This is a genomic window from Mycobacterium kansasii ATCC 12478, from assembly GCF_000157895.3.
Taxonomy (GTDB): Bacteria; Actinomycetota; Actinomycetes; order Mycobacteriales; family Mycobacteriaceae; genus Mycobacterium; species Mycobacterium kansasii.
Genome location: NC_022663.1, coordinates 6,256,932 through 6,277,301 on the forward strand (window position 1 = coordinate 6,256,932; position 20,370 = coordinate 6,277,301).

The 20,370-nt window shown below is 67.3% G+C and carries 19 protein-coding genes and 1 pseudogene; 17 read left to right on the forward strand and 3 right to left on the reverse strand.

Annotated elements, in window-relative coordinates:
- Positions 1-768 carry an ABC transporter ATP-binding protein gene (locus tag MKAN_RS27030; protein WP_023373800.1) on the reverse strand — a complete coding sequence of 256 codons (768 nt, stop codon included), beginning with the start codon at positions 766-768 and terminating at the stop codon, positions 1-3.
- Between the two features lie 57 nt (positions 769-825).
- Here MKAN_RS27030 and MKAN_RS27035 point away from each other — a divergent pair, with 57 nt between their 5' ends.
- Complete coding sequence (locus MKAN_RS27035; protein ID WP_036394332.1) at positions 826-1,437, forward strand: DNA-3-methyladenine glycosylase; 612 nt, start codon at positions 826-828, stop codon at positions 1,435-1,437.
- A gap of 19 nt (positions 1,438-1,456) precedes the next feature.
- On the forward strand, positions 1,457-2,734 hold the full coding sequence (gene tyrS / locus MKAN_RS27040; RefSeq protein WP_023373804.1) for a tyrosine--tRNA ligase: 1,278 nt from the start codon (positions 1,457-1,459) through the stop codon (positions 2,732-2,734).
- A gap of 237 nt (positions 2,735-2,971) precedes the next feature.
- Here the strand turns inward: tyrS and MKAN_RS27045 are convergent, their stop codons facing one another.
- On the reverse strand, positions 2,972-4,438 hold the full coding sequence (locus tag MKAN_RS27045) for a TfuA-like protein (protein ID WP_023373806.1): 1,467 nt from the start codon (positions 4,436-4,438) through the stop codon (positions 2,972-2,974).
- Positions 4,435-5,691: a YcaO-like family protein gene (locus tag MKAN_RS27050; protein WP_023373808.1), complete on the reverse strand. Its 1,257-nt coding sequence runs from the start codon at positions 5,689-5,691 to the stop codon at positions 4,435-4,437. Before MKAN_RS27050 ends, MKAN_RS27045 begins: the two co-directional genes overlap by 4 nt.
- Before the next feature lie 589 nt (positions 5,692-6,280).
- Here MKAN_RS27050 and MKAN_RS27055 point away from each other — a divergent pair.
- The 15 genes and pseudogenes from MKAN_RS27055 to MKAN_RS27115 all read left to right on the forward strand — a co-directional run bounded on the left by MKAN_RS27055 (position 6,281) and on the right by MKAN_RS27115 (position 20,362).
- The gene (locus MKAN_RS27055; RefSeq protein WP_036394162.1) at positions 6,281-6,631 is read left to right on the forward strand and encodes a DUF732 domain-containing protein; all 351 of its coding nucleotides are present in this window, start codon (positions 6,281-6,283) and stop codon (positions 6,629-6,631) included.
- A gap of 79 nt (positions 6,632-6,710) precedes the next feature.
- Positions 6,711-7,541: a tetratricopeptide repeat protein gene (locus tag MKAN_RS27060; protein WP_080674169.1), complete on the forward strand. Its 831-nt coding sequence runs from the start codon at positions 6,711-6,713 to the stop codon at positions 7,539-7,541.
- Between the two features lie 7 nt (positions 7,542-7,548).
- Positions 7,549-8,559, forward strand: a complete 1,011-nt coding sequence (locus tag MKAN_RS27065; protein ID WP_023373815.1) for an HAD hydrolase-like protein — start codon at positions 7,549-7,551, stop codon at positions 8,557-8,559.
- 23 nt (positions 8,560-8,582) lie between these two features.
- Entirely contained in the window at positions 8,583-8,759 is a 177-nt protein-coding gene (locus tag MKAN_RS30870) for a hypothetical protein (protein ID WP_023373817.1), read from the forward strand.
- An 8-nt stretch (positions 8,760-8,767) separates the two neighbouring features.
- Positions 8,768-9,577: a TlyA family RNA methyltransferase gene (locus MKAN_RS27070; protein ID WP_023373819.1), complete on the forward strand. Its 810-nt coding sequence runs from the start codon at positions 8,768-8,770 to the stop codon at positions 9,575-9,577.
- Positions 9,574-10,509 (forward strand): NAD kinase, encoded by a 936-nt coding sequence (locus tag MKAN_RS27075; protein WP_023373821.1) that lies wholly within the window; start codon positions 9,574-9,576, stop codon positions 10,507-10,509. The genes MKAN_RS27070 and MKAN_RS27075 overlap by 4 nt, the downstream gene beginning before the upstream one ends.
- Before the next feature lie 3 nt (positions 10,510-10,512).
- Positions 10,513-12,270, forward strand: coding sequence for a DNA repair protein RecN (gene recN, locus MKAN_RS27080; protein ID WP_023373823.1), 1,758 nt, complete (start codon positions 10,513-10,515; stop codon positions 12,268-12,270).
- Positions 12,271-12,431: 161 nt separating this feature from the next.
- Positions 12,432-13,613, forward strand: a complete 1,182-nt coding sequence (gene steA, locus MKAN_RS27085; protein ID WP_023373825.1) for a putative cytokinetic ring protein SteA — start codon at positions 12,432-12,434, stop codon at positions 13,611-13,613.
- 22 nt (positions 13,614-13,635) lie between these two features.
- Entirely contained in the window at positions 13,636-14,589 is a 954-nt protein-coding gene (locus MKAN_RS27090; RefSeq protein WP_023373827.1) for a copper transporter, read from the forward strand.
- A 148-nt stretch (positions 14,590-14,737) separates the two neighbouring features.
- Positions 14,738-16,510 (forward strand): CTP synthase, encoded by a 1,773-nt coding sequence (locus tag MKAN_RS27095; RefSeq protein WP_023373829.1) that lies wholly within the window; start codon positions 14,738-14,740, stop codon positions 16,508-16,510.
- Positions 16,503-17,126 carry an NUDIX domain-containing protein gene (locus tag MKAN_RS27100; protein WP_023373831.1) on the forward strand — a complete coding sequence of 208 codons (624 nt, stop codon included), beginning with the start codon at positions 16,503-16,505 and terminating at the stop codon, positions 17,124-17,126. The genes MKAN_RS27095 and MKAN_RS27100 overlap by 8 nt, the downstream gene beginning before the upstream one ends.
- Positions 17,123-18,064: a site-specific tyrosine recombinase XerD gene (xerD, locus tag MKAN_RS27105; RefSeq protein WP_023373833.1), complete on the forward strand. Its 942-nt coding sequence runs from the start codon at positions 17,123-17,125 to the stop codon at positions 18,062-18,064. The genes MKAN_RS27100 and xerD overlap by 4 nt, the downstream gene beginning before the upstream one ends.
- A 54-nt stretch (positions 18,065-18,118) precedes the next feature.
- Positions 18,119-19,437, forward strand: a pseudogene (locus tag MKAN_RS27110) (adenylate/guanylate cyclase domain-containing protein).
- Between the two features lie 97 nt (positions 19,438-19,534).
- Positions 19,535-19,831, forward strand: a complete 297-nt coding sequence (locus MKAN_RS30105; protein ID WP_036448927.1) for a hypothetical protein — start codon at positions 19,535-19,537, stop codon at positions 19,829-19,831.
- A gap of 243 nt (positions 19,832-20,074) precedes the next feature.
- Entirely contained in the window at positions 20,075-20,362 is a 288-nt protein-coding gene (locus tag MKAN_RS27115) for a hypothetical protein (RefSeq protein WP_023373839.1), read from the forward strand.
- Positions 20,363-20,370: the final 8 nt, after the last annotated feature.

Sequence of the window (20,370 nt, forward strand, 5' to 3'; positions counted from 1 at the left end):
TCAGCCGGCTGCGGGCGCGGTGGTGGTGCGTCGGATGATGGACAGAAACGCGTCCTCCAGTGATGTGCATCCCGTTTCCTTCCGTAGCCTGTCCGGTGTGGTGTGGGCCAGCAGCCGTCCTTCGCGCATCAGCAGCAGATCGCCGCAGCGGTCGGCCTCGTCCATCACGTGGCTGGACACCACCAGCGTGGTGCCGCGCCGCGCCAGGGTGGTGAACTGATCCCACAATTCGACCCGCAGCACCGGGTCCAGGCCGATCGTCGGCTCGTCGAGCACCAGCAGATCCGGCCGGCCGACCAGGGCACAGGCCAGCGAAACGCGGGCCCGCTGGCCGCCGGAGAGGTTGGCACAGCGCGCGGTGCGGTGGCTGCTCAGATCCACCGCATCGATCACCTCGTCGGCGGCTTGACCGTCGACTCCGCAGAGTTCGGCGAAGTAGCGGATGTTGTCGATCACCCGCAGGTCGTTGTAGACGGTTGGGTCCTGAGGCATGTATCCGACGCGGTGGCGCAATTGGGACGATCCGGCCGGCAGCCCCAGAACGCGCACCGAACCGGACGTGATGATCTGGGAGCCGACGATGCAGCGCATCAGCGTGGTCTTGCCCGAGCCGGACGGGCCCAGCAGCCCGGTGATGGTTCCGCACCCGACTCTCAGTGAAATATCTTGAACCGCTGGGTGTTTGCCACGGATGACGGTCAGGCTTTCGATGAGGACCGCCGGTTCGGCGCCGCCCCGAAGTAATTCATCACTCGATGAACTCATCATGTGATGAATATCGACCTGCTGCCGGCGGTTGTCAAGAGGCGCGGCACAATCTCTCCGGTGAGCGCTGAGCAACTACTGGTGGATCCGGTCGCTGCCGCGCGCCGCTTACTGGGTGCCACACTCGCCGGACGAGGGGTGCGCGGCATCGTCGTCGAGGTCGAGGCCTATGGGGGGGTGCCTCACGGCCCCTGGCCGGACGCCGCGGCGCATTCCTACCGCGGGCTCAGCGGCCGGAACGCGGTGATGTTCGGGCCGCCTGGCCGGCTCTACACCTACCGCAGTCACGGAATCCATGTCTGCGCCAATGTCTCGTGCGGCCCCGACGGCACGGCTGCTGCCGTGTTGCTACGGGCTTGCGTCGTCGAGGACGGCATCGATGTTGCCCGGTCCCGTCGTGGCGAACTGGTCCGTACCGCCGCACTGGCGCGTGGTCCGGGAAATCTCTGCTCGGCATTGGGAATCGCCATGGAGGACAATGGGATTGACCTGTTCGACCCGGACAGTCCGGTGACGCTGAGGCTCAACGAAACGCCCCATGCGCTGTCTGGTCCCCGGGTCGGCGTCAGCCAGGCCGCCGACCGGCCGTGGCGATTGTGGCTTGCGGGGCGACCGGAGGTGTCGGCCTATCGGCGCAGCCCCCGAGCGCCGGTCCCGGGCGCCAGCGACTAGTTTGGAAGACTCTTCGACCATGATCCTTGACGAGTTGGCTTGGCGTGGGCTGATCGCGCAGTCCACCGACCTCGACGCGCTGGCCGCCGAATTGCGGCGCGGCCCGATGACGTTGTACGCCGGCTTCGACCCCACCGCGGCGAGCCTGCACGCCGGACATCTGGTGCCGCTGCTGACGTTGCGCCGCTTCCAGCGGGCGGGCCATCGGCCCATCGTGCTGGCCGGCGGGGCCACCGGCATGATCGGCGACCCGCGCGACGTCGGCGAGCGCACGCTCAACGACGTCGACACCGTCGCCGAATGGACCGAGCGGATTCGTGGGCAGCTGGAACGCTTCGTCGACTTCTCGGATTCTGGGGACTCGCCGACCGGGGCCATCGTCGAGAACAACATCGAGTGGACGTCGGCGATGTCGGCCATCGAATTCCTGCGCGACGTCGGCAAGCATTTCTCGGTCAACGTGATGCTGGATCGCGATACCGTCCGGCGCCGTCTCGAGGGGGAGGGCATCTCCTACACCGAATTCAGCTACATGTTGTTGCAGGCCAACGACTACGTCGAATTACACCGGCGCCACGGCTGTGCTTTGCAGATCGGCGGTTCCGATCAGTGGGGCAACATCATCGCCGGAGTTCGGCTGGTGCGCCAAAAGCTCGGTGCCACAGTGCATGCGCTCACCGTCCCGCTGGTGACCGCCGCCGACGGCACCAAGTTCGGCAAGTCCACTGGCGGCGGCAGCTTGTGGCTGGACCCGCAGCTGACCAGCCCGTACGCCTGGTACCAGTACTTCGTGAACACCTCCGACGCGGATGTGATCCGCTATCTGCGCTGGTTCACGTTCCTGTCGGCCGAGGAGTTGGCCGAACTGGAGCAGGCGACCGCTGAGCGCCCGCAACAACGTGCGGCTCAACGACGGCTGGCCGCCGAACTCACCTCGCTGGTACACGGCGAAGCGGCCACCGCAGCCGTCGAGCACGCCAGCCGCGCGCTCTTCGGCCACGCCGAGCTGAGCCGGCTCGACGAGCCGACGCTGGCCGCCGCGCTGCGCGAAACCACCGTCGCCGAACTCAAACCGGGAAGTCCCGACGGGATCGTGGACCTGTTGGTGGCCACCGGCCTTGCCGACAGCAGGAAGGCGGCGCGGCGCACCATCAATGAGGGCGGGGTGTCGGTCAACAACATTCGCGTCGAAACCGACGAATGGACGCCGCAGGGCATGGATTTCCTGCACGGCCGGTGGCTGGTGCTGCGCCGTGGCAAGCGCAATGTCGCGGGTGTCGAACGGGTCGGGTCTTAGCCCGTCCAGGCAGCGGCTTTGGCCGTGGGGCGAAATTGCGGTGCGGAAACCACATTTTCTGTTATGGCAGAAAAGCTTTCCATCAGTTGCTCGGTGTGACGCCACCGTCTGCTGCCAGTGCCTGCCGCTGCGCGAGAGATTGCTTGCAACCGCTGACACCCGACGAACCGGATAGGCTCACCCGGGGCATGGATCGGCTGCATACCAAGATGTTCGACCGCCTTCGACGGCAAGACGTTACGCGGTTCCCATATTGGGGCCAGAACCCAGCCTGCCGACCTGGATAGACGGCAACTGGTCGTCGGCCGCCGCCACCGCGAAGGGCGTGGCGGCGGTATAGAACGCGTCCTCGGTCATCAATCCTCGCTGCGCCAGCTCGATGCGGTTCACCTGAGTGCCCCAGCTGTTGGCGAATAGCCGCTTGAGTTGTCCTCGATCCGGCCGGTGCACGTTCAAATGTGGCTTCTGACGGGCTAATTCGTCCCGCTGCGCGAGGGCGCGGGCGGCCATGGCACGCCATTCGGGCAGCCGAGGATCTGCCCGCAGCAGTTCGAGGAAGTGCTGGATCGCCGGGAGCGACCGGGCGAAAAAGAGGGTGCGGGTGGTCAGTCGGGCCGAGACCGCAATCGGATCGTCGCGCAGGCTCTCGTTCTCCTCGGCGGTGAGCCAGTGTGCCCTGACGTGCTCGGGAAACCCGGACTCGTCGATGATGCCGGTGGCCTGCGCATAGCGGTGAGCGACGGTCTCGAGCGAGCGTTCATAGCTGTCGGCAGCTACCTCCGCGGCGGCCCGAGCGGCGCGCTCGCACACCGTGCCGCCCTCCTCGGGGTGAGTCATGCTCCAGTACCAGGCGGCGACCTGCTCCAGCGCCGGGACGTATGCCCATCGATCGCTCGCGCAGACGCTCAGCAACGAAAGGACGTCAAGGTCACCGACGTCGACGGCCGACCGGGATCCACTGCCGGTGGTGACGGGAACGGGTGTCGCAGGCGCCCACCGCTGCCGCCAGCGCTCCGACCATACCGTCGGAGGTGGGCCGGGCCGCACGGCACGGCCGCCTTTGCCGCGGACCACCTCGCGCAACGCGAGGACCGCGTCGGCGTGTTTGATGTCGACCCGCAGCGACCTCAATTGTGTTGCCAGGCTGCGGCTTTCGGGAGCGCCGACACTCTCGAGCAATCGATTCCAGGTACGCTGGGTAAACGGGGTGCTGCGTGCGGTTTCGATCAACTTCTCAGCCAAAGTTGCTGATATCAAACCGGATTCGACAGCCCGCGCGACGGTATGGCGAATGTTGACCAGGGCATCGACAAAGACCGGATAACCGTCTTCTGGGTCGCCGTGGACCATCCCCACTTCGTCGTCGGCCTCGAGCAGCCCGTCGCGGTAGCCCTCGAAGACCCAGCCGTAGCCTTCCATGCCGAACGGGTGCAGCTCTGCGGCGCGCAACGCTCCCATGCTCGATGAACCGACCACCCGCACCCCGTCGTCGATGAGCGTCAGCAGTTCCTTGTGCCGCACCGACGCCTGCTGGAAGAAGAGTCCGTCGACGATGAGCAGGGTGTCGCCCGGCCGCAACCCGTATCCGAGCGCCTGACCGAACGCGATCGGCGTCACCACTTCGGCATTGGGCACCACCGCATGGATATCGTCGGCGCCGATCGTTGGTCCCGCGGTGACGACGACCCGGCCGTTAGTTGTCATCCGTGCTCCTGTAACGGGGTACGCATCGGCGAATGTATGGAAGCCGACAGTCCGGGGGCGATGACCTTGACCACGGGGACGCAGGCGTCGTCGAAGTCGCAGACGACCGCGAGTGGCTCGACGCCCGACCGGACGGTCACGGCGGTCGCCGCCAAGGCGAGCAGCTCGGTCAGCGAGTTGCTGTAGTCGATGTGCCACGGCGTCGCGGGCGCGGCGGGCATCGGCTGCATCGATCGACGAGCCGGTGCATACGTGTGCACCCGGGCGAACCTGTGGTAAATCGCCGAAGGGAGATCTTCGCGAGCTCCGCTGATGGCCGTCAGGCGCGACTGCGCGGCCTCGGTGATCGCCCGGGACAGCGCCACGTTGGGGTCGTGGTGAAGTCCGCTGCCGCTGAACGGAATCTCGGCCATGGGCGAGGTGATCTCGGCGGCGAAGCAGTAGAACCCGTCCCAGCTGTCGATCCGGGCAACGCTCAGTTCGCTTCCGGCCCGGTGAATCATCTCGACCAGTTCGGCACACTCCGAGCGCGCGGCGTCGTCCAGAGGTACCTCGAACAAGGTCGATCCCGGCGCGGCCGTGGCCATGCCATGACGCTCCATGATCTCGTAGAGCCCGTGCAGGGTGGCTTCGTGGTAGCTGTTGCCGGATGCCAATCCCGTGGTGTCCATCCCGAACATCGGCGGTCCCCAGGAGTCGCTGACCGCCACGTTGACGACGGTGGCCAGCCACGGCACGAAGGTTCGGCGGCCGGTCAGCAATGTCGTCGCGATCATCCAGTCGAGCTTGGCACCAGGATGGTAGAAGCTTCCGGCGGGCCGGTTGAGCTCAGCCGGGTCATAGGTCAGTTCGCGGGCGAGATCGGTTGTGCTCCTGGATAAAAGGTCGGGAGTGATGCTCTCCACGTGCCAGTTCTCCAGCGATTCCATCACGGCCGAGACCTGGGCTGCGCGGTAGGTGGTGGCCTTGCCCTGACTGACCGACAAGGTCAGCGAGGCGGGCCGCACGGCCTGGACGGTAGGAATTCCGAGATCGTCCAGCCAGGTCAGGTCCGCGACCCGGGTGATCCCGGCCCGTTCCAGCGCAGGCTGAACGGCCTGCCAGGTTTGATCGGGCGAGATGATCCGGTGAGTGCCGGCCCGATATCCGATTGTGGTGGGGTCCGCGTGACCCAGCACGCGCGGCGGCCAATGTGACCAGTCGGGTCCGGCTTTCATCAATTGCTGGGTGCCGCGCCCGGACAGTTCCGACATGGCTTTTCACGCTACTTAGTTGCCGGGTTTCCGGCGGGACATTGCGCCGGGTGCAGAAGAAAATCCCAGCGGGATCTCATCGCGGAGGGGGAGGGGGGCGGCGATGAGACCCCGCTGGGCGGGTGATTCGGCGGGGGTCCCAGACTTGGGGGGTGGGAGGCGATGGGACCCCCGCCGAAGTTCTAGTGGGCCTCGGTCTGGCAGTACAGGAGTTCGTGGGACATCTGGGAGAACTCCTCACTTCCTTGGCTTCCGGAGCGGGTTCGTGATGTTTCGGTTTCCGCTTCGAGACCAATCTTCCGAGGCTTTGCACCCAGCTGCTATCCCACAACTGGCTAATAGCCGGGGGAAAATTCGGGTCCCCCAGTGGCAGGGTCCGCGTGTCCCCCGATTGGGGGACAGGGGCGCTCGGCGCGCACGTGCGGATGAAATCGCCGTCTCTAGACGTTCGTGGCTACGCAGATCGGTTGCGAAACGGGTTAGTGGGCAAACTTTTACCGCACCGTGTTGTGAATGTGACCGCCGGCCAGCAGTGTATTCAGCGATTTATCTGGCACGTGTCCAAGAACCGACAGATGAGAAGGCGGAGATGACGGCATCGGTGAGGGCCCTTCGACTCTTGGCCTTGGCTGCCGGGGTGCTTGGCATCTCCGCGACCATGGCGGCACCCACGCACGCCGACATGATGGGTAATGCCTTCCTGACGGCCTTGAACAACGCCGGCATCTCATATGGACAGCCGGCGGCGGCGATGGCGATCGGCCGGTCGGTGTGTCCGATGGCAGTCCAGCCGGACGGGACGTTCGAATCCGTCGTCGCCAGAATGGCTGAAGACAACGGGATGTCTCACGATGCGGCAGCCGCGTTCACCATTGTCGCGATCGCGACGTATTGCCCGGCGGTGATCTACCCGCTGTTGCCCAATCGGCTACAGGCCTAGACCTGGCCTAGACCGATTGTGGGGACCGATTGTGGGGACCGATTGTGAGCTCATCGAATGTGCCCGTAACCTCTAGCGAGTGGTCGACGACAGGCATGACCGCAGCGGCGATCGCAGGCCGCGACCGGCATCGGGTGGCGTACCGCGGCGTGGTCCACAGCAAAAGCGTGACGGTCCCTGGTCGGGTCCGGGCCGGGCGCGCCCGGCTCAACCGCGGTCGGCACCTCCCGAGGTACCCCGCGAGTCCCGCGACGGGCCGGCAATCCCGCCGGGAGTGGATGCCAAGCAGCTGGCACCGGAGATCCGGCGCGAGCTGAGCACCCTGGACCGGGCCACCGCCGATGCGGTGGCGCGGCACCTGGTGGCCGCCGGGGAACTGCTCGACGAGGATCCCGAAGCCGCCCTGAGCCACGCGCGTGCGGCCCGGGCCCGCTCCGGCAGGATCGCCGTCGTTCGCGAAGCCGTCGGGATCGCCGCCTACCGCTGCGGCGACTGGGCTCAGGCACTGGCCGAATTGCGCGCTGCGCGGCGGATGGGCAGCCGTTCCCCGCTGCTGGCCCTGATCGCCGACTGCGAACGCGGTCTCGGCCGCCCGCTACGGGCCATCGAACTTGCGCGCGGACCCGAGGCGGCACAACTCAGCGGCGACGACGCCGACGAGTTACGAATCGTCGCCGCCGGCGCGCGTGCCGATCTCGGGCAGCTGGAGCAGGCGCTGACCGTGTTGTCGACGCCCCAGCTCGACCCGGCCCGCACCGGCTCGACGGCGGCGCGACTGTTTTACGCCTATGCCGAGACACTGTTGGCGCTCGGGCGTCGCGACGAGGCGCTGCGATGGTTCTTGCGCGCCGCCGACGCCGATCTGGAAGGCGTCACCGACGCCGAAGACCGGGTCGCCGAGCTGGGTTGAGCATCAGGTGAAAAGTCTTGCGCAGCAGTATGATTGCCTGCTGATCGACCTGGATGGGACGGTATTTCGCGGCCGCCGGGCCACCGAGGGCGCGGTCCAATCGCTGGCGGGGGTGAGCAGTCGAAAACTCTTCGTCACCAACAACGCGTCGCGCAGCGCCGACGAGGTCGCGGCGCATCTGCGCGAACTCGGCTTCGATGCCTACGGTAACGACGTGGTCACCAGCGCGCAGAGCGCCGCCCGGGTGCTGGCCGATCAGCTCCCTCCAGGTTCACCGGTGCTGATTGTGGGTACCGACGCGCTGGCCGCCGAGGTCGCCACGGTGGGGCTGCATCCGGTGCGTCGCTGGGACGACGGACCGGTTGCCGTGGTTCAAGGCCTCTCGATGACCACCGGCTGGCCGGAGCTTGCCGAGGCCGCGCTGGCCATCCGGGCCGGCGCCCTGTGGGTGGCGGCCAACGTCGACCCCACCTTGCCCACCGAGCGCGGCCTGCTGCCGGGCAACGGGTCACTGGTCGCGGCGCTGCGAGCGGCCACCGGTGCCGAGCCGCAAGTGGCCGGTAAGCCGGGTCCGCAATTGATGGCGGACGCCATAGCCCGCGGCGATTGGCGCGCGCCGCTGGTGATCGGCGATCGGCTCGACACCGACATCGAAGGCGCCCACGCCGCCGGGCTGCCGAGCCTGATGGTGCTCAGTGGGGTCAACAGCGCGCGAGATGCGGTGTTCGCGCCACCTCGGCAGCGTCCCACCTATCTCGGCCACGATCTGCGCTGCCTGCACCAGGATGGCGAGCTGCTGGCGATAGGGTCACAGCCGGGCTGGCGGGTCGACGTGGCCGACACGACGGTGACGGTCAGCGCCACCGGTGACCAGGACGGGGACGACCTCTCGGTGGTACGTGCCGTCGCGAGCGCGGTCTGGGACGCGCATCCGGACGGACGGCCAGTCAGTATCGGGGCCGGCGACGAGGCGGCCCGCGACGCATTGCGCCGCTGGTCCCTCGAGCACGGCGACTAGCGGCAACTAGCGTAGGGAGCGCAATGACTATTGACCCTGATCAGATTCGCTCGGAAATCGAAGCCCTGGTGGCCCAGCTGCCCGATGTCGCCGACGCCGAGAACGGGCCGTCTCTTGCCGAGCTCGAGGTCATCGCGCGCCGCCTGTCGGAGGCCCACGACGTGTTGTTGCGGGCCCTGGAGTCGGCGGAGAAGGGCTGAGGGCAACGGTGGCACGGCGTGCCCGCGTTGACGTCGAGCTGGTGCGGCGCGGCCTCGCGCGATCCCGTCACCAGGCTGCGGAATTGATCGAAGCCGGCAAGGTGCGCATCGACGGCCTGCCGGTGGTCAAGCCGGCGACCGCCGTGGCCCCCAGCGCGGCGTTGACCGTCGCGGTGGATGGCGCCCGCGGCTGGGTATCGCGGGGGGCCCACAAACTCATCGGTGCGCTGGACGCCTTCGCGGTTCCCGTTCAAGGCCGACGCTGCCTGGACGCGGGCGCGTCGACCGGCGGGTTCACCGAGGTGCTGCTGGACCGCGGTGCCGCCGAAGTGGTTGCCGTCGATGTCGGTTACGGCCAGCTGGCCTGGTCGCTGCGTAACGATCCGCGAGTGGCGGTCGTCGAGCGGACCAATGTGCGTGACGTGTCGCCCGAGGCGATCGGCGGCTCCGTCGACCTCATCGTGGCCGACCTCTCGTTCATCTCGCTGGGCACGGTGTTGCCCGCGCTGATTGACTGTGCGTCGCCGGGCGCAGATATCGTTCCCATGGTGAAGCCACAGTTCGAGGTGGGCAAGGGGCAGGTCGGTCCCGGCGGGGTGGTTTCGGACCCGCAGTTGCGCGCGGATGCGGTGCTGGCTGTCTCGCGGCGTGCGGACGAGCTGGGTTGGCACACCGTCGGTGTCGCCGCCAGCCCGCTTCCGGGCCCGTCGGGCAACGTCGAATACTTCCTGTGGTTGCGCGCACAGACCGATCGGTGGTTGGCCGGCGACGAACTGGTGGACGCGGTGCGGCGGGCGACGAGCATGGGCCCGCAGTGACGTCGCAGCAGAGCACCGAGCGCACCGTCTTACTGGTGGTCCACACCGGACGCGACGAAGCTACCGAGACCGCGCGGCGCGTCGAGAAAGTACTGGGCGACAACAAGATTGGACTTCGAGTGCTGTCCGCCGAGGCGGTCAACCGCGGATCGTTACGCCTGGCTCCCGACGACATGCGAGCCCGGGGCGTCCAGATCGAGGTGGTGAATGCCGACCCGCACGCCGCCGATGGCTGCGAGTTGGTGCTGGTGCTCGGCGGTGACGGCACCTTCTTGCGGGCAGCCGAGCTGGCCCGCAACGCCAGCATTCCGGTGTTGGGTGTCAACCTGGGCCGGATCGGATTCCTGGCCGAAGCCGAGGCCGAGGCTATCGACCTGGTGCTCGAGCACGTGGTGGCGCGGGACTACCGGGTGGAAGACCGGCTGACCCTCGATGTCGCGGTGCGCCACGGTGGCCGCGTCATCGACCAGGGCTGGGCGCTCAACGAAGCGAGCCTGGAAAAGGGCCCCCGGCTGGGCGTGCTGGGGGTGGTCGTCGAAATCGACGGCCGTCCGGTGTCGGCTTTCGGCTGCGACGGGGTGCTGGTGTCGACGCCGACCGGGTCCACCGCCTATGCGTTCTCGGCGGGCGGCCCGGTGTTGTGGCCGGATCTCGAGGCGATCTTGGTGGTGCCCAACAACGCTCACGCGTTGTTCGGCCGGCCGATGGTCACCAGTCCGGATGCCCGCATCGCGATCGAGATAGAGGCTGACGGTCACGACGCCCTGGTGTTCTGCGACGGCCGCCGCGAAATGCTGATACCCGCCGGCGGGCGGCTCGAGGTGACCCGCTGTGACACACCGGTGAGATGGGCACGGTTGGACAGCGCGCCGTTCACCGACCGTCTGGTGACCAAGTTCCAGTTGCCAGTGACCGGTTGGCGCGGGAAGTAACCGGTGCTCACTGAGATCCGCATCGAGTCGCTGGGCGCCATCAGCACCGCGACCGCCGAGTTCGATCGCGGGCTGACCGTGCTCACCGGCGAGACCGGTACCGGCAAGACCATGGTGGTCACCGGGTTGCAGCTGCTGGGCGGTGCGCGCGCCGACCCGACCCGGGTGCGATCCGGGGCCGATCGTGCCGTCGTCGAAGGCCGGTTCACCACAACCGATCTCGACGATGCCACGGTCGCCAGGCTCGACGAGATCCTGGACGCTTCGGGGGCGCAGCGCGACGAGGACGACAGCGTGATCGCATTGCGCTCGGTCAGCGGTAACGGGCCGTCGCGCGCATACCTCGGCGGTCGCAGCGTGCCCGCCAAGTCGCTCAGCGGTTTCACCAACGAGCTACTGGCCCTGCATGGGCAAAACGACCAGTTGCGGTTGCTGCGACCGGACGAACAACGTGGCGCGGTGGACCGCTTCGCGGCCAGCGGACCCGCGTGCGAGCGCTATCGCAAGCTGCGCGACACGTGGCTGTCGGCGCGGCGAGACCTGTCTGACCGGCGTAACCGGGCGCGCGAGCTGGCCCAGGAGGCGGACCGGTTGCAGTTTGCCCTCAACGAGATCGACGCGGTCGACCCGCAGCCGGGCGAGGACGAGGCGCTGGTCGCTGACATCGTGCGGCTCTCCGAGCTGGACACCCTGCGCGAGGCCGCGTCGGTGGCGCGCGCGGCATTGTCCGGCGCGCCCGATGACACGTTCGGCGTCGGCGCCACCGAATGCCTCGGGCGCGCCCGGGCGGCTCTTGAATCGACCGACGATACCGCGCTGCGGGCGCTGGCCGATCAAATCGGCGAGGCGTTGACGGTGATTGTCGATGCGGCCGGGGAGCTCGGCAATTATGTCGACGGGCTGCCGGCCGATGCCAGCGCTCTAGACGCCAAACTGGCCCGCCAAGCCCAACTGCGCACCCTGACCCGCAAGTACGCCGCCGATATCGACGGGGTGCTGCGGTGGGCCCGGGCCTCCCGTGACCGGCTGGGCCAACTCGACGTCTCCGAAGAGGGCTTGGCGGCGCTGGAGCGCCGCGCCGAGCAACTGGAGCGCGAATTAGCCCAAGCAGCAGTCGATCTGAGCAAGATTCGGCGCAAAGCGGCCAAGAAGTTGGCCACCGAGGTCACGGCGGAGCTGTCCGCCCTGGCGATGGCCGACGCCGAGTTCACCATCGGCGTGACCACCGACCTGGCCGAGCACGACGATCCCGTTGCATTGACATTGCCGTCGGGCGAGCCGGCCCGCGCCGGTGCCGACGGCATCGACCACGTCGAGTTCGGCTTCGCTGCACACCGCGGCATGACCGTGCTGCCGCTGGCCAAGAGTGCATCCGGCGGTGAGTTGTCCCGGGTGATGCTGGCGCTGGAAGTAGTGCTGGCGACATCGCGGAAACAAACGGTCGGCACCACGATGGTGTTCGACGAGGTCGACGCCGGGGTCGGCGGCAGGGCGGCCGTCCAGATCGGGCGACGCCTGGCGAAGCTGGCGCGCACCCACCAGGTCATCGTGGTCACGCACCTGCCCCAGGTGGCTGCCTATGCCGACGTGCATTTGACGGTGCACAGCACCGGACGCGACGGCGCCAGCGGGGTACGTCGGCTGAACGCCGAGGAGCGGGTGGCCGAGCTGGCCAGGATGCTGGCCGGGCTGGGTGAGTCGGACAGCGGTCGCGCCCACGCCCGTGAGCTGCTCGACGCCGCGCAGAACGACGAGATCTAGCCGCCCAACGTCGACGCCTTGTTGCCATCTGGTCGCGATCGGCCAACAACTCGGCGCCCTGCGGCGTAGTGTGTGACAGTTGTGACTCCATATAACTTATGGGGCTGATGTTACGGCGCGCCTCCCGGCCCCGGCCATGCTTCCCCGACAGAATCGCCCCCATGAAGATGTCAGCACTTCTGTCTCGTAACACCGCCCGGCCAGGCCTGGTCGGCACCGCCCGCGTCGACCGGAACGTCGACCGCCTGCTGCGCAGGGTCTGTCCCGGCGACATCGTGGTCCTCGACATCCTGGACCTGGACCGCATCACCGCGGACGCACTGGTGGAAGCTGACGTCGCCGCCGTCGTCAACGCATCGTCGTCGGTATCGGGCCGCTACCCGAACCTGGGGCCCGAGGTATTGGTCAACAACGGGGTCACCCTGATCGACGAGACCGGACCCGAGGTCTTCAAGAAGGTCAAGGACGGTTCGAAGATCCGGTTGTACGAAGGCGGCCTGTATTCGGGCGACCGCCGGCTGGTCCGCGGTACCGAGCGCAGCGACCACGACATCGCCGACCTGATGCGGGAGGCCAAGAGTGGGCTCGCTGCGCACCTGGAAGCGTTCGCCGGCAACACGATCGAGTTCATCAAGAGCGAGAGCCCGCTGCTGATCGACGGAATCGGCATCCCCGACATCGACGTAGACATGCGCCGCCGGCACGTGGTGGTCGTCGGGGAAGAGCCAAGGGCCGCCGACGATGTGAAAGCTCTCAAACCGTTCATCAAGGAGTACCAGCCGGTGCTGGTCGGTGTCGGCACCGGCGCGGACGTGTTGCGTAAGGCCGGGTACCGTCCGCAGCTGATCGTCGGCGACCCCGACCAGATCAGCACCGAGGTGCTCAAGTGCGGCGCCCAGGTGGTGTTGCCCGCCGACGCCGACGGCCACGCGCCCGGGCTGGAGCGCATCCAGGATCTCGGTGTCGGGGCGATGACGTTCCCGGCCGCCGGCTCGGCGATCGACCTGGCGTTGCTGCTTGCCGACCACCACGGCGCCGCACTGCTGGTCACCGCCGGCCACACCGCCAACATCGAGACCTTCTTCGACCGGACGCGGGCGCAAAGCAACCCGTCGACCTTCCTCACCAGGCTGCGGGTGGGGGAGAAGCTGGTAGACGCCAAGGCGGTCGCGACGTTGTACCGTAACCACATTTCGGCTGGCGCCATTGCGCTGTTGGCGTTGACGATGCTGATCGCCATCATCGTCGTCTTGTGGGTGTCCCGCACCGATGGTGTGGTGCTGCACTGGATCATCGACTACTGGAACCGCTTCTCCCTCTGGGTGCAGAACCTGGTGACCTGAACCCTTCGAGGACGGTGCCTTCATGATCTCGTTACGCCAACACGCGATTTCGCTGGCTGCCGTCTTCCTGGCGCTGGCGATCGGAGTCGTGCTCGGTTCGGGCTTCTTCTCCGATACGCTGCTGTCCAGCCTGCGTAACGAGAAGCGGGACCTGGCCGCCCAGATCAGCGGACTCAACGACCAACGCAACGCGCTCAACGAAAAGCTCAGCGCGGCAAATACTTTCGATAACCAGGTGCTCGGGCGGATAGTGCACGACGCGTTGGCCGGCAAGGCGGTGGTGATATTTCGGACCCCGGATGCCAAGGACGACGACGTCGCCATGGTGTCGAAAATCGTCGGGCAGGCCGGAGGTTCGGTCACCGGAACCGTGTCGCTGACCCAGGAGTTCGTCGAAGCCAACTCGGCGGAAAAGCTGCGGTCGGTGGTGAATTCGTCGATCCTGCCCGCCGGTACGCAGCTGAGCACCAAGCTCGTCGACCAGGGTTCCCAGGCCGGTGACCTGCTCGGGATCGCCCTGCTGAGCCCCGTCAACCCGGCCAACCCGCCGGCGCCACCGGTCGACGACGCCCAGCGCGACACCGTGCTGGCGGCGCTGCGCGAGACCGGCTTCATCACCTATCCGCCCGCCGACCACTTCGGAGTGGCAAACGCGGCCATCGTCATCACCGGCGGGGGCCTGCCCGCAGATGCCGGCAACCAGGGGGCCAGCGTGGCGCGGTTCGCCGCTGCGCTGGCGCCGCACGGTTCCGGCACCGTGCTCGCCGGCCGGGATGGCTCGTCGACGGGCAGCGCGGCCGTCGCAGTCACCCGCGCCGATGCCGGCATGGCCGCCACCGTCAGCACCGTCGACGACGTCGACGCCGCGCCCGGCCGCATCACGGCGATCCTGGCCCTGCACGACCTCATCAACGGCGGGCGACCGGCCCACTATGGCACCGGTCACGGGGCCACGTCGGTGACTGTTCCCCAATAGTCCCCCGGTAGGGCCCCGGTGGGACCGGTCGGGCGTGTTCGCCACGACGCGGCGTCGTGGGTGTTAGGGTGGGATTCCGTGGGTCGGCAGGCCCAGCTAGGTCAGGCTAGAAAGGCAAGCCCTGCCCGTCTTCACGGAGGTCGCCCAGTTGCGCAAGCATCCGCAAACTGTCACCAAGCACCTCTTCGTCAGCGGCGGGGTCGCATCGTCCCTCGGCAAGGGATTGACGGCGAGTAGCCTCGGCCAGCTGCTGACCGCCCGCGGGTTGCAGGTCACGATGCAGAAACTCGATCCGTACCTCAACGTCGACCCGGGCACCATGAACCCGTTCCAGCACGGCGAGGTTTTTGTCACCGAGGATGGCGCCGAGACCGATCTCGACGTCGGCCACTACGAGCGTTTCCTTGATCGCGACCTGTCCGGCTCGGCGAATGTGACTACCGGACAAGTGTATTCGACGGTGATCGCCAAAGAACGCCGTGGCGAATACCTCGGTGACACCGTCCAGGTGATCCCGCACATCACCGACGAGATCAAGCGGCGCATCATGGCGATGGCCGAACCCAACCCGGGCGGACGCCGCCCCGACGTCGTGATCACCGAAATCGGCGGCACCGTGGGCGATATCGAGTCGCAGCCGTTTCTGGAGGCGGCGCGCCAGGTGCGCCACGACCTGGGCCGGGAGAACGTGTTCTTTCTGCATGTGTCGCTGGTGCCTTACCTGGCCCCGTCCGGCGAGCTCAAGACCAAGCCGACGCAACACTCGGTGGCCGCACTGCGCAGCATCGGTATCACTCCGGATGCGCTGATCCTGCGTTGCGACCGCGATGTCCCCGAAGCGCTGAAAAACAAGATCGCACTGATGTGTGACGTCGACATCGACGGCGTGATCTCCACTCCGGACGCACCCTCCATCTACGACATCCCCAAGGTGTTGCACCGCGAGGAACTGGACGCGTTCGTCGTCCGCCGGCTCAACCTGCCGTTCCGTGACGTCGACTGGACCGAATGGGACGACTTGTTACGCAGGGTGCACGAACCGCACGAGTCGGTCCGAATTGCGTTGGTGGGAAAGTACGTTGAGCTATCCGACGCGTATCTGTCGGTGATCGAGGCGTTGCGTGCCGGCGGGTTCAAGCACCGCGCCAAAGTCGAGATCCTCTGGGTGGGTTCCGACGATTGCCAGACCGATGGCGGGGTCGCGGCCGCGCTGGGAGATGTCCACGGAGTGCTGATTCCGGGCGGGTTCGGCATCCGCGGCATCGAGGGCAAGATCGCTGCCATCTCGTATGCCCGGGCGCGGGGCTTGCCGGTGTTGGGGCTGTGTCTGGGCCTGCAGTGCATCGTGATCGAAGCCGCCCGTTCGGTCGGTCTGAGCCAGGCGAATTCGGCCGAATTCGAACCGGATACCCCCGATCCGGTGATCTCCACGATGGCCGACCAGCAACACATCGTGGCCGGCGAGGCGGATCTGGGCGGCACCATGCGCCTGGGTGCCTACCCCGCGGTGCTGGAGCCGGATTCCATTGTGGCACAGGCATATCAATCGACCCAGGTGTCCGAGCGACACCGGCACCGCTACGAGGTCAACAATGCCTACCGGGAGCGGATCGCCCGCAGCGGCCTTCGGTTTTCCGGGACCTCGCCCGACGGCCATTTGGTCGAGTTCGTCGAGTACCCGCGTGACCAGCACCCGTTCCTGGTCGGCACCCAGGCGCACCCCGAGTTGAAGAGCCGGCCCACCCGCCCGCATCCGCTGTTCGTCGCATTCGTCAAGGCGGCCATCGACTACAAGGGAGGCGAGCTGCTGCCCGTCGACATCCCGGAAATGTCCGAGCCCGCCTCGAACGGAAACGAGCGGCGATCCGAGCATCGCGACGGCGTCGCGCAGCCGCTACCTGAGCCCGCGACTCGTGGCTGAGCACGACTTCGAGACGATATCGTCCGAAATCTTGCATACCGGGGCGATTTTCGCGCTGCGGCGGGACCGGGTGCGAATGCCGGGTGACACCACCGCCGTCCGAGAAGTCGTCGAGCATTATGGTGCGGTCGGCGTCGTCGCGGTCGACGACGACGGCAACATCCCGTTGGTCTATCAGTACCGCCACCCGTTCGGCCGGCGGCTGTGGGAGCTGCCGGCCGGATTGCTGGATGCCTCTGGGGAGCCGGCGCATCTCACTGCCGCCCGCGAGCTGCAGGAAGAGGCCGGTTTGCAGGCCGCTACCTGGCAGGTGCTTGTCGACCTCGACTCCACGCCGGGCTTCAGCGACGAATCGGTGCGGGTCTATCTGGCCACCGGACTCAGCGCGGCGGAGCAACCCGAGGCGCACCACGAAGAGGCCGACATGACGGTGCAATGGTTTCCCCTCGAAGAGGCCGCGCGGAAGGTGTTCAGCGGCGAAATCGTCAATGCCATTGCGGTAGCGGGGATTTTGGCCGCGCAGGCGGTAACCGGTGGGTTGGGCCAACCGCGCCCGGTGGACAGCCCCTGGATCGACAAGCCGACGGCCTTCATGGCGCGAAAGACCGCGCGGTGACAACACTGACCCTGGACACACAACTGCAGGGCTACCTTGACCATCTGGCGATCGAACGCGGCGTGGCGGCCAACACCCTGAGCTCCTACCGGCGAGACCTGCGTCGCTACACCAAGCACCTCGAAGACCGGGGGATCACCGACCTGGCCGCCGTCGGTGAGGACGACGTCAGTGACTTTCTGGTGGCACTGCGGCGCGGCGATCCCGATTCCGGGGCGACGGCGCTGGCTGCGGTGTCAGCGGCCCGGGCCCTGATCGCGGTGCGCGGGCTGCATCGGTTCGCCGCTGCCGAAGGCCTGGCCGAGTTGGATGTGGCACGCGCGGTCCGGCCGCCGACACCGGGCCGGCGGCTGCCCAAGAGTCTGACGGTCGACCAGGTGCTGGCCCTGCTGGAAGGCGCGGGCGGCGACAACCCGGCCGACGGGCCGCTGACGCTGCGCAACCGGGCACTGCTGGAGCTGCTGTATTCCACCGGGTCGCGCATCTCCGAAGCCGTCGGTCTGGACGTGGACGATGTCGATACACACGCCCGGTCGGTGTTGTTGCGCGGCAAGGGCGGTAAACAACGGTTGGTTCCGGTGGGCCGGCCGGCGGTGCACGCGCTGGACGCCTACCTGGTGCGTGGGCGCCCGGATTTGGCCCGCCGGGGCCGCGGCACGGCGGCGATCTTTCTCAACGCCCGCGGCGGCCGGTTGTCACGGCAAAGCGCATGGCAGGTGCTGCAGGATGCGGCCGAGTGCGCCGGGATCACCGCGGGCGTGTCGCCGCACATGCTGCGACATTCGTTCGCCACCCACCTGCTCGAGGGCGGCGCCGATGTCCGCGTGGTGCAGGAATTGCTGGGTCATGCCTCGGTGACGACGACGCAGATCTACACGCTGGTCACCGTTCACGCGTTGCGGGAGGTGTGGGCCGGAGCCCACCCGCGTGCGACGTGACGGGTGCGTCGCGTGAGGGGCGAAATTCACGGTCGACAGGCTTAGACTGCGGCGGTGTTCTCGGAGACGCGCTATGCGCTGAACGGCGACTTGCGCGTCGCCTATCGCACATCGGCTGAGGGTGAACGCGACGTTGTGTTCGTCCCGAACTGGTTTTTTTGCTGCGAGGTGCTGCCGGAACTGCCGTCCCTTCACGGGTGGGTCGAGGCGATGACATCGCTCGGCCGACTGATCTTCTTCGACCAGCCGGGCACGGGAGTGTCCGATCCGGTCACTGCCGGCGCGCGGCCGACGTTGGAGCAGTGGGCCGACAGCATGACCGCCGTGTTGGACGTCTCGGGAGTCACCAAGCGGTCCTGGTCGCGGTCGGCGGCGGGTTGGCAACCGCGGCGTTGTTCGCGGCGACACATCCGTCCCGCACCACCGCGCTGGTCGCGCTCGAGGTCTTCGCGGACCAGATGGCTGAGCGCACCGGTGGGCGCACGTCGACGCAACTGTTCGATGCCGCGGTCGCGGTGTGGGGAACCGGGCTGACGCAGCATGCGCATAATCCGGACATGCCCTGGAACGAGGAGATCCGGGCAACCTGGGCCCGAGAGGAGCGTCTGGCGGCCAGCCCGGCAACCGTGGCTCTCATGATGCCGCTGTTGTCTGAATTGGACGTGCGGGCGGTGCTTCCCACAATCCGGGTGCCCACCCTGGGCGTCCAGCACACCGACGACGCGACCATCCCGCGGGCGGCGGGCAAGTACGTGGCCGACCGCATTCCGGGCGCGAAATACGTTGAGCTGCCGGGGCGCAACATGTACCAGTTTGTTGAACCGTGGCGTGCGTCGTTTCAGGAGATCGCCGAGTTCCTCACCGGGCATCGGGCGCAGGTGCCGGATGACCGGATTCTGGCCACGGTACTGTTCACCGACATTGTGGACTCGACACGGTGTGCGGCGCAGCTGGGTGACCGGGATTGGCGTGCGGTGCTCGATGCCCACGACGCCGTCGTCCGCTCGCAGCTCGCTAGCTTTCGGGGCCGCGAGGTGAACACGTCCGGCGACGGCTTCCTGGCGATGTTCGACGGCCCGCAGCGAGCGATCCGCTGCGCCATGGCAATTCGTGACGCGGTGCCGGCGCTCGGCATCGAGGTCCGAGCCGGGCTGCACACCGGCGAATGCGAAGTCCGCGGTGACGACATCGGCGGGATCGCCGTGCATATCGGGGCTCGGGTGAGCGCCCTGGCCGAGCCGAACGAGGTGCTGGTGTCCAGCACGCTGCACGATCTGGTGATCGGGTCAGGACTGCTGTTTGTGGACCGCGGGGCGCACCAACTCAAGGGTGTGCCCGGAGAGTGGCGCCTGTTCGCCGTCGTCTCCGCGTGAATCGCTGGCCATCAGAAGGGGTGCGGGCGCTGGGGTTTGGGGGTGGCAGCGGTTGCAGGGTCTGGACCGTTCACCCGGCATTCGGCACACTCAGCCAATGGCGACCCTGCATATCGAACATCAGATCAGCGACATTGATACCTGGCTTCAGGCGTTCAGCACGTTCGCACCGGCGCGCAAGCAGGCCGGCGTAAGTGAAACACACGTATGGCAACCCGACGATGACCCGCATTACGTCGTCATCCACCTCCGCTTTCCGACTGCCTCGGCAGTATCAGATTTCCGGACATTTCTGCGGGAACATGTGTGGTCGACGCCAGAGGCGTCGCCAGCGCTCGTAGGAACACCGACAGCGCTGGTTCTCAATGAGGTAGGCCACGACTCCACAACATGATCAGCGAGGTACCAGAGTCTGTGGGCGTTGATGAGTTCGACAGTAACACTTGAGGTTTCCTGCAAGTTGCCAATCTACCCTCTCATTGTTTTCGCATGCCGGCTCCGGGCGTAGGCGGCTTAATGCGGCCTCGGGGCTCGGCTGGTGCGGGGTTCGTGCTGTACTGCGGGGTTGGCGGGTGCGGTTTAGGATCGGCTGACGTTTGTCTGCGGGTAGTGCGTCGGAGGTCGTGGGGTGTTTGCTATGGAGCCGGCTGTGGTGGGGGTTTCGGCGCTAGCCCAGGCGGGGTTGGCGGCGCAGCAGGGTGCTGGGGTGGCCGCGGGGGCGCCGACGTTGGTGGGGGTGATGCCGATGGGCGAGGATGCTGATTCGGCGGCGTTCACGGCGGCGCTGGCCGCGGTGGGGGCAGCGTATGTGAGCACCGCTGCTGAGCATGCCGCGGCGCGCGGGGTGCAGTCTGATGCGCAGTCGGTGGCGGCCGGGATCGCGGTGGTTAGTGAGGCGATGCGAGCGGCGGCCCTGGCCCTGTAGGGGGTTAG

Coding starts and splice junctions, on each gene's coding strand:
- MKAN_RS27030 (WP_023373800.1), bottom strand. CDS start 768: ATGATGAGTTCATCGAGTGATGAATTACTTCGGGGCGGCGCCGAACCG.
- tyrS (WP_023373804.1), top strand. CDS start 1,457: ATGATCCTTGACGAGTTGGCTTGGCGTGGGCTGATCGCGCAGTCCACC.
- MKAN_RS27045 (WP_023373806.1), bottom strand. CDS start 4,438: ATGACAACTAACGGCCGGGTCGTCGTCACCGCGGGACCAACGATCGGC.
- MKAN_RS27050 (WP_023373808.1), bottom strand. CDS start 5,691: ATGTCGGAACTGTCCGGGCGCGGCACCCAGCAATTGATGAAAGCCGGA.
- MKAN_RS27055 (WP_036394162.1), top strand. CDS start 6,281: ATGACGGCATCGGTGAGGGCCCTTCGACTCTTGGCCTTGGCTGCCGGG.
- MKAN_RS30870 (WP_023373817.1), top strand. CDS start 8,583: ATGACTATTGACCCTGATCAGATTCGCTCGGAAATCGAAGCCCTGGTG.
- steA (WP_023373825.1), top strand. CDS start 12,432: ATGAAGATGTCAGCACTTCTGTCTCGTAACACCGCCCGGCCAGGCCTG.
- MKAN_RS27090 (WP_023373827.1), top strand. CDS start 13,636: ATGATCTCGTTACGCCAACACGCGATTTCGCTGGCTGCCGTCTTCCTG.
- MKAN_RS30105 (WP_036448927.1), top strand. CDS start 19,535: ATGGCGACCCTGCATATCGAACATCAGATCAGCGACATTGATACCTGG.
- MKAN_RS27115 (WP_023373839.1), top strand. CDS start 20,075: ATGGAGCCGGCTGTGGTGGGGGTTTCGGCGCTAGCCCAGGCGGGGTTG.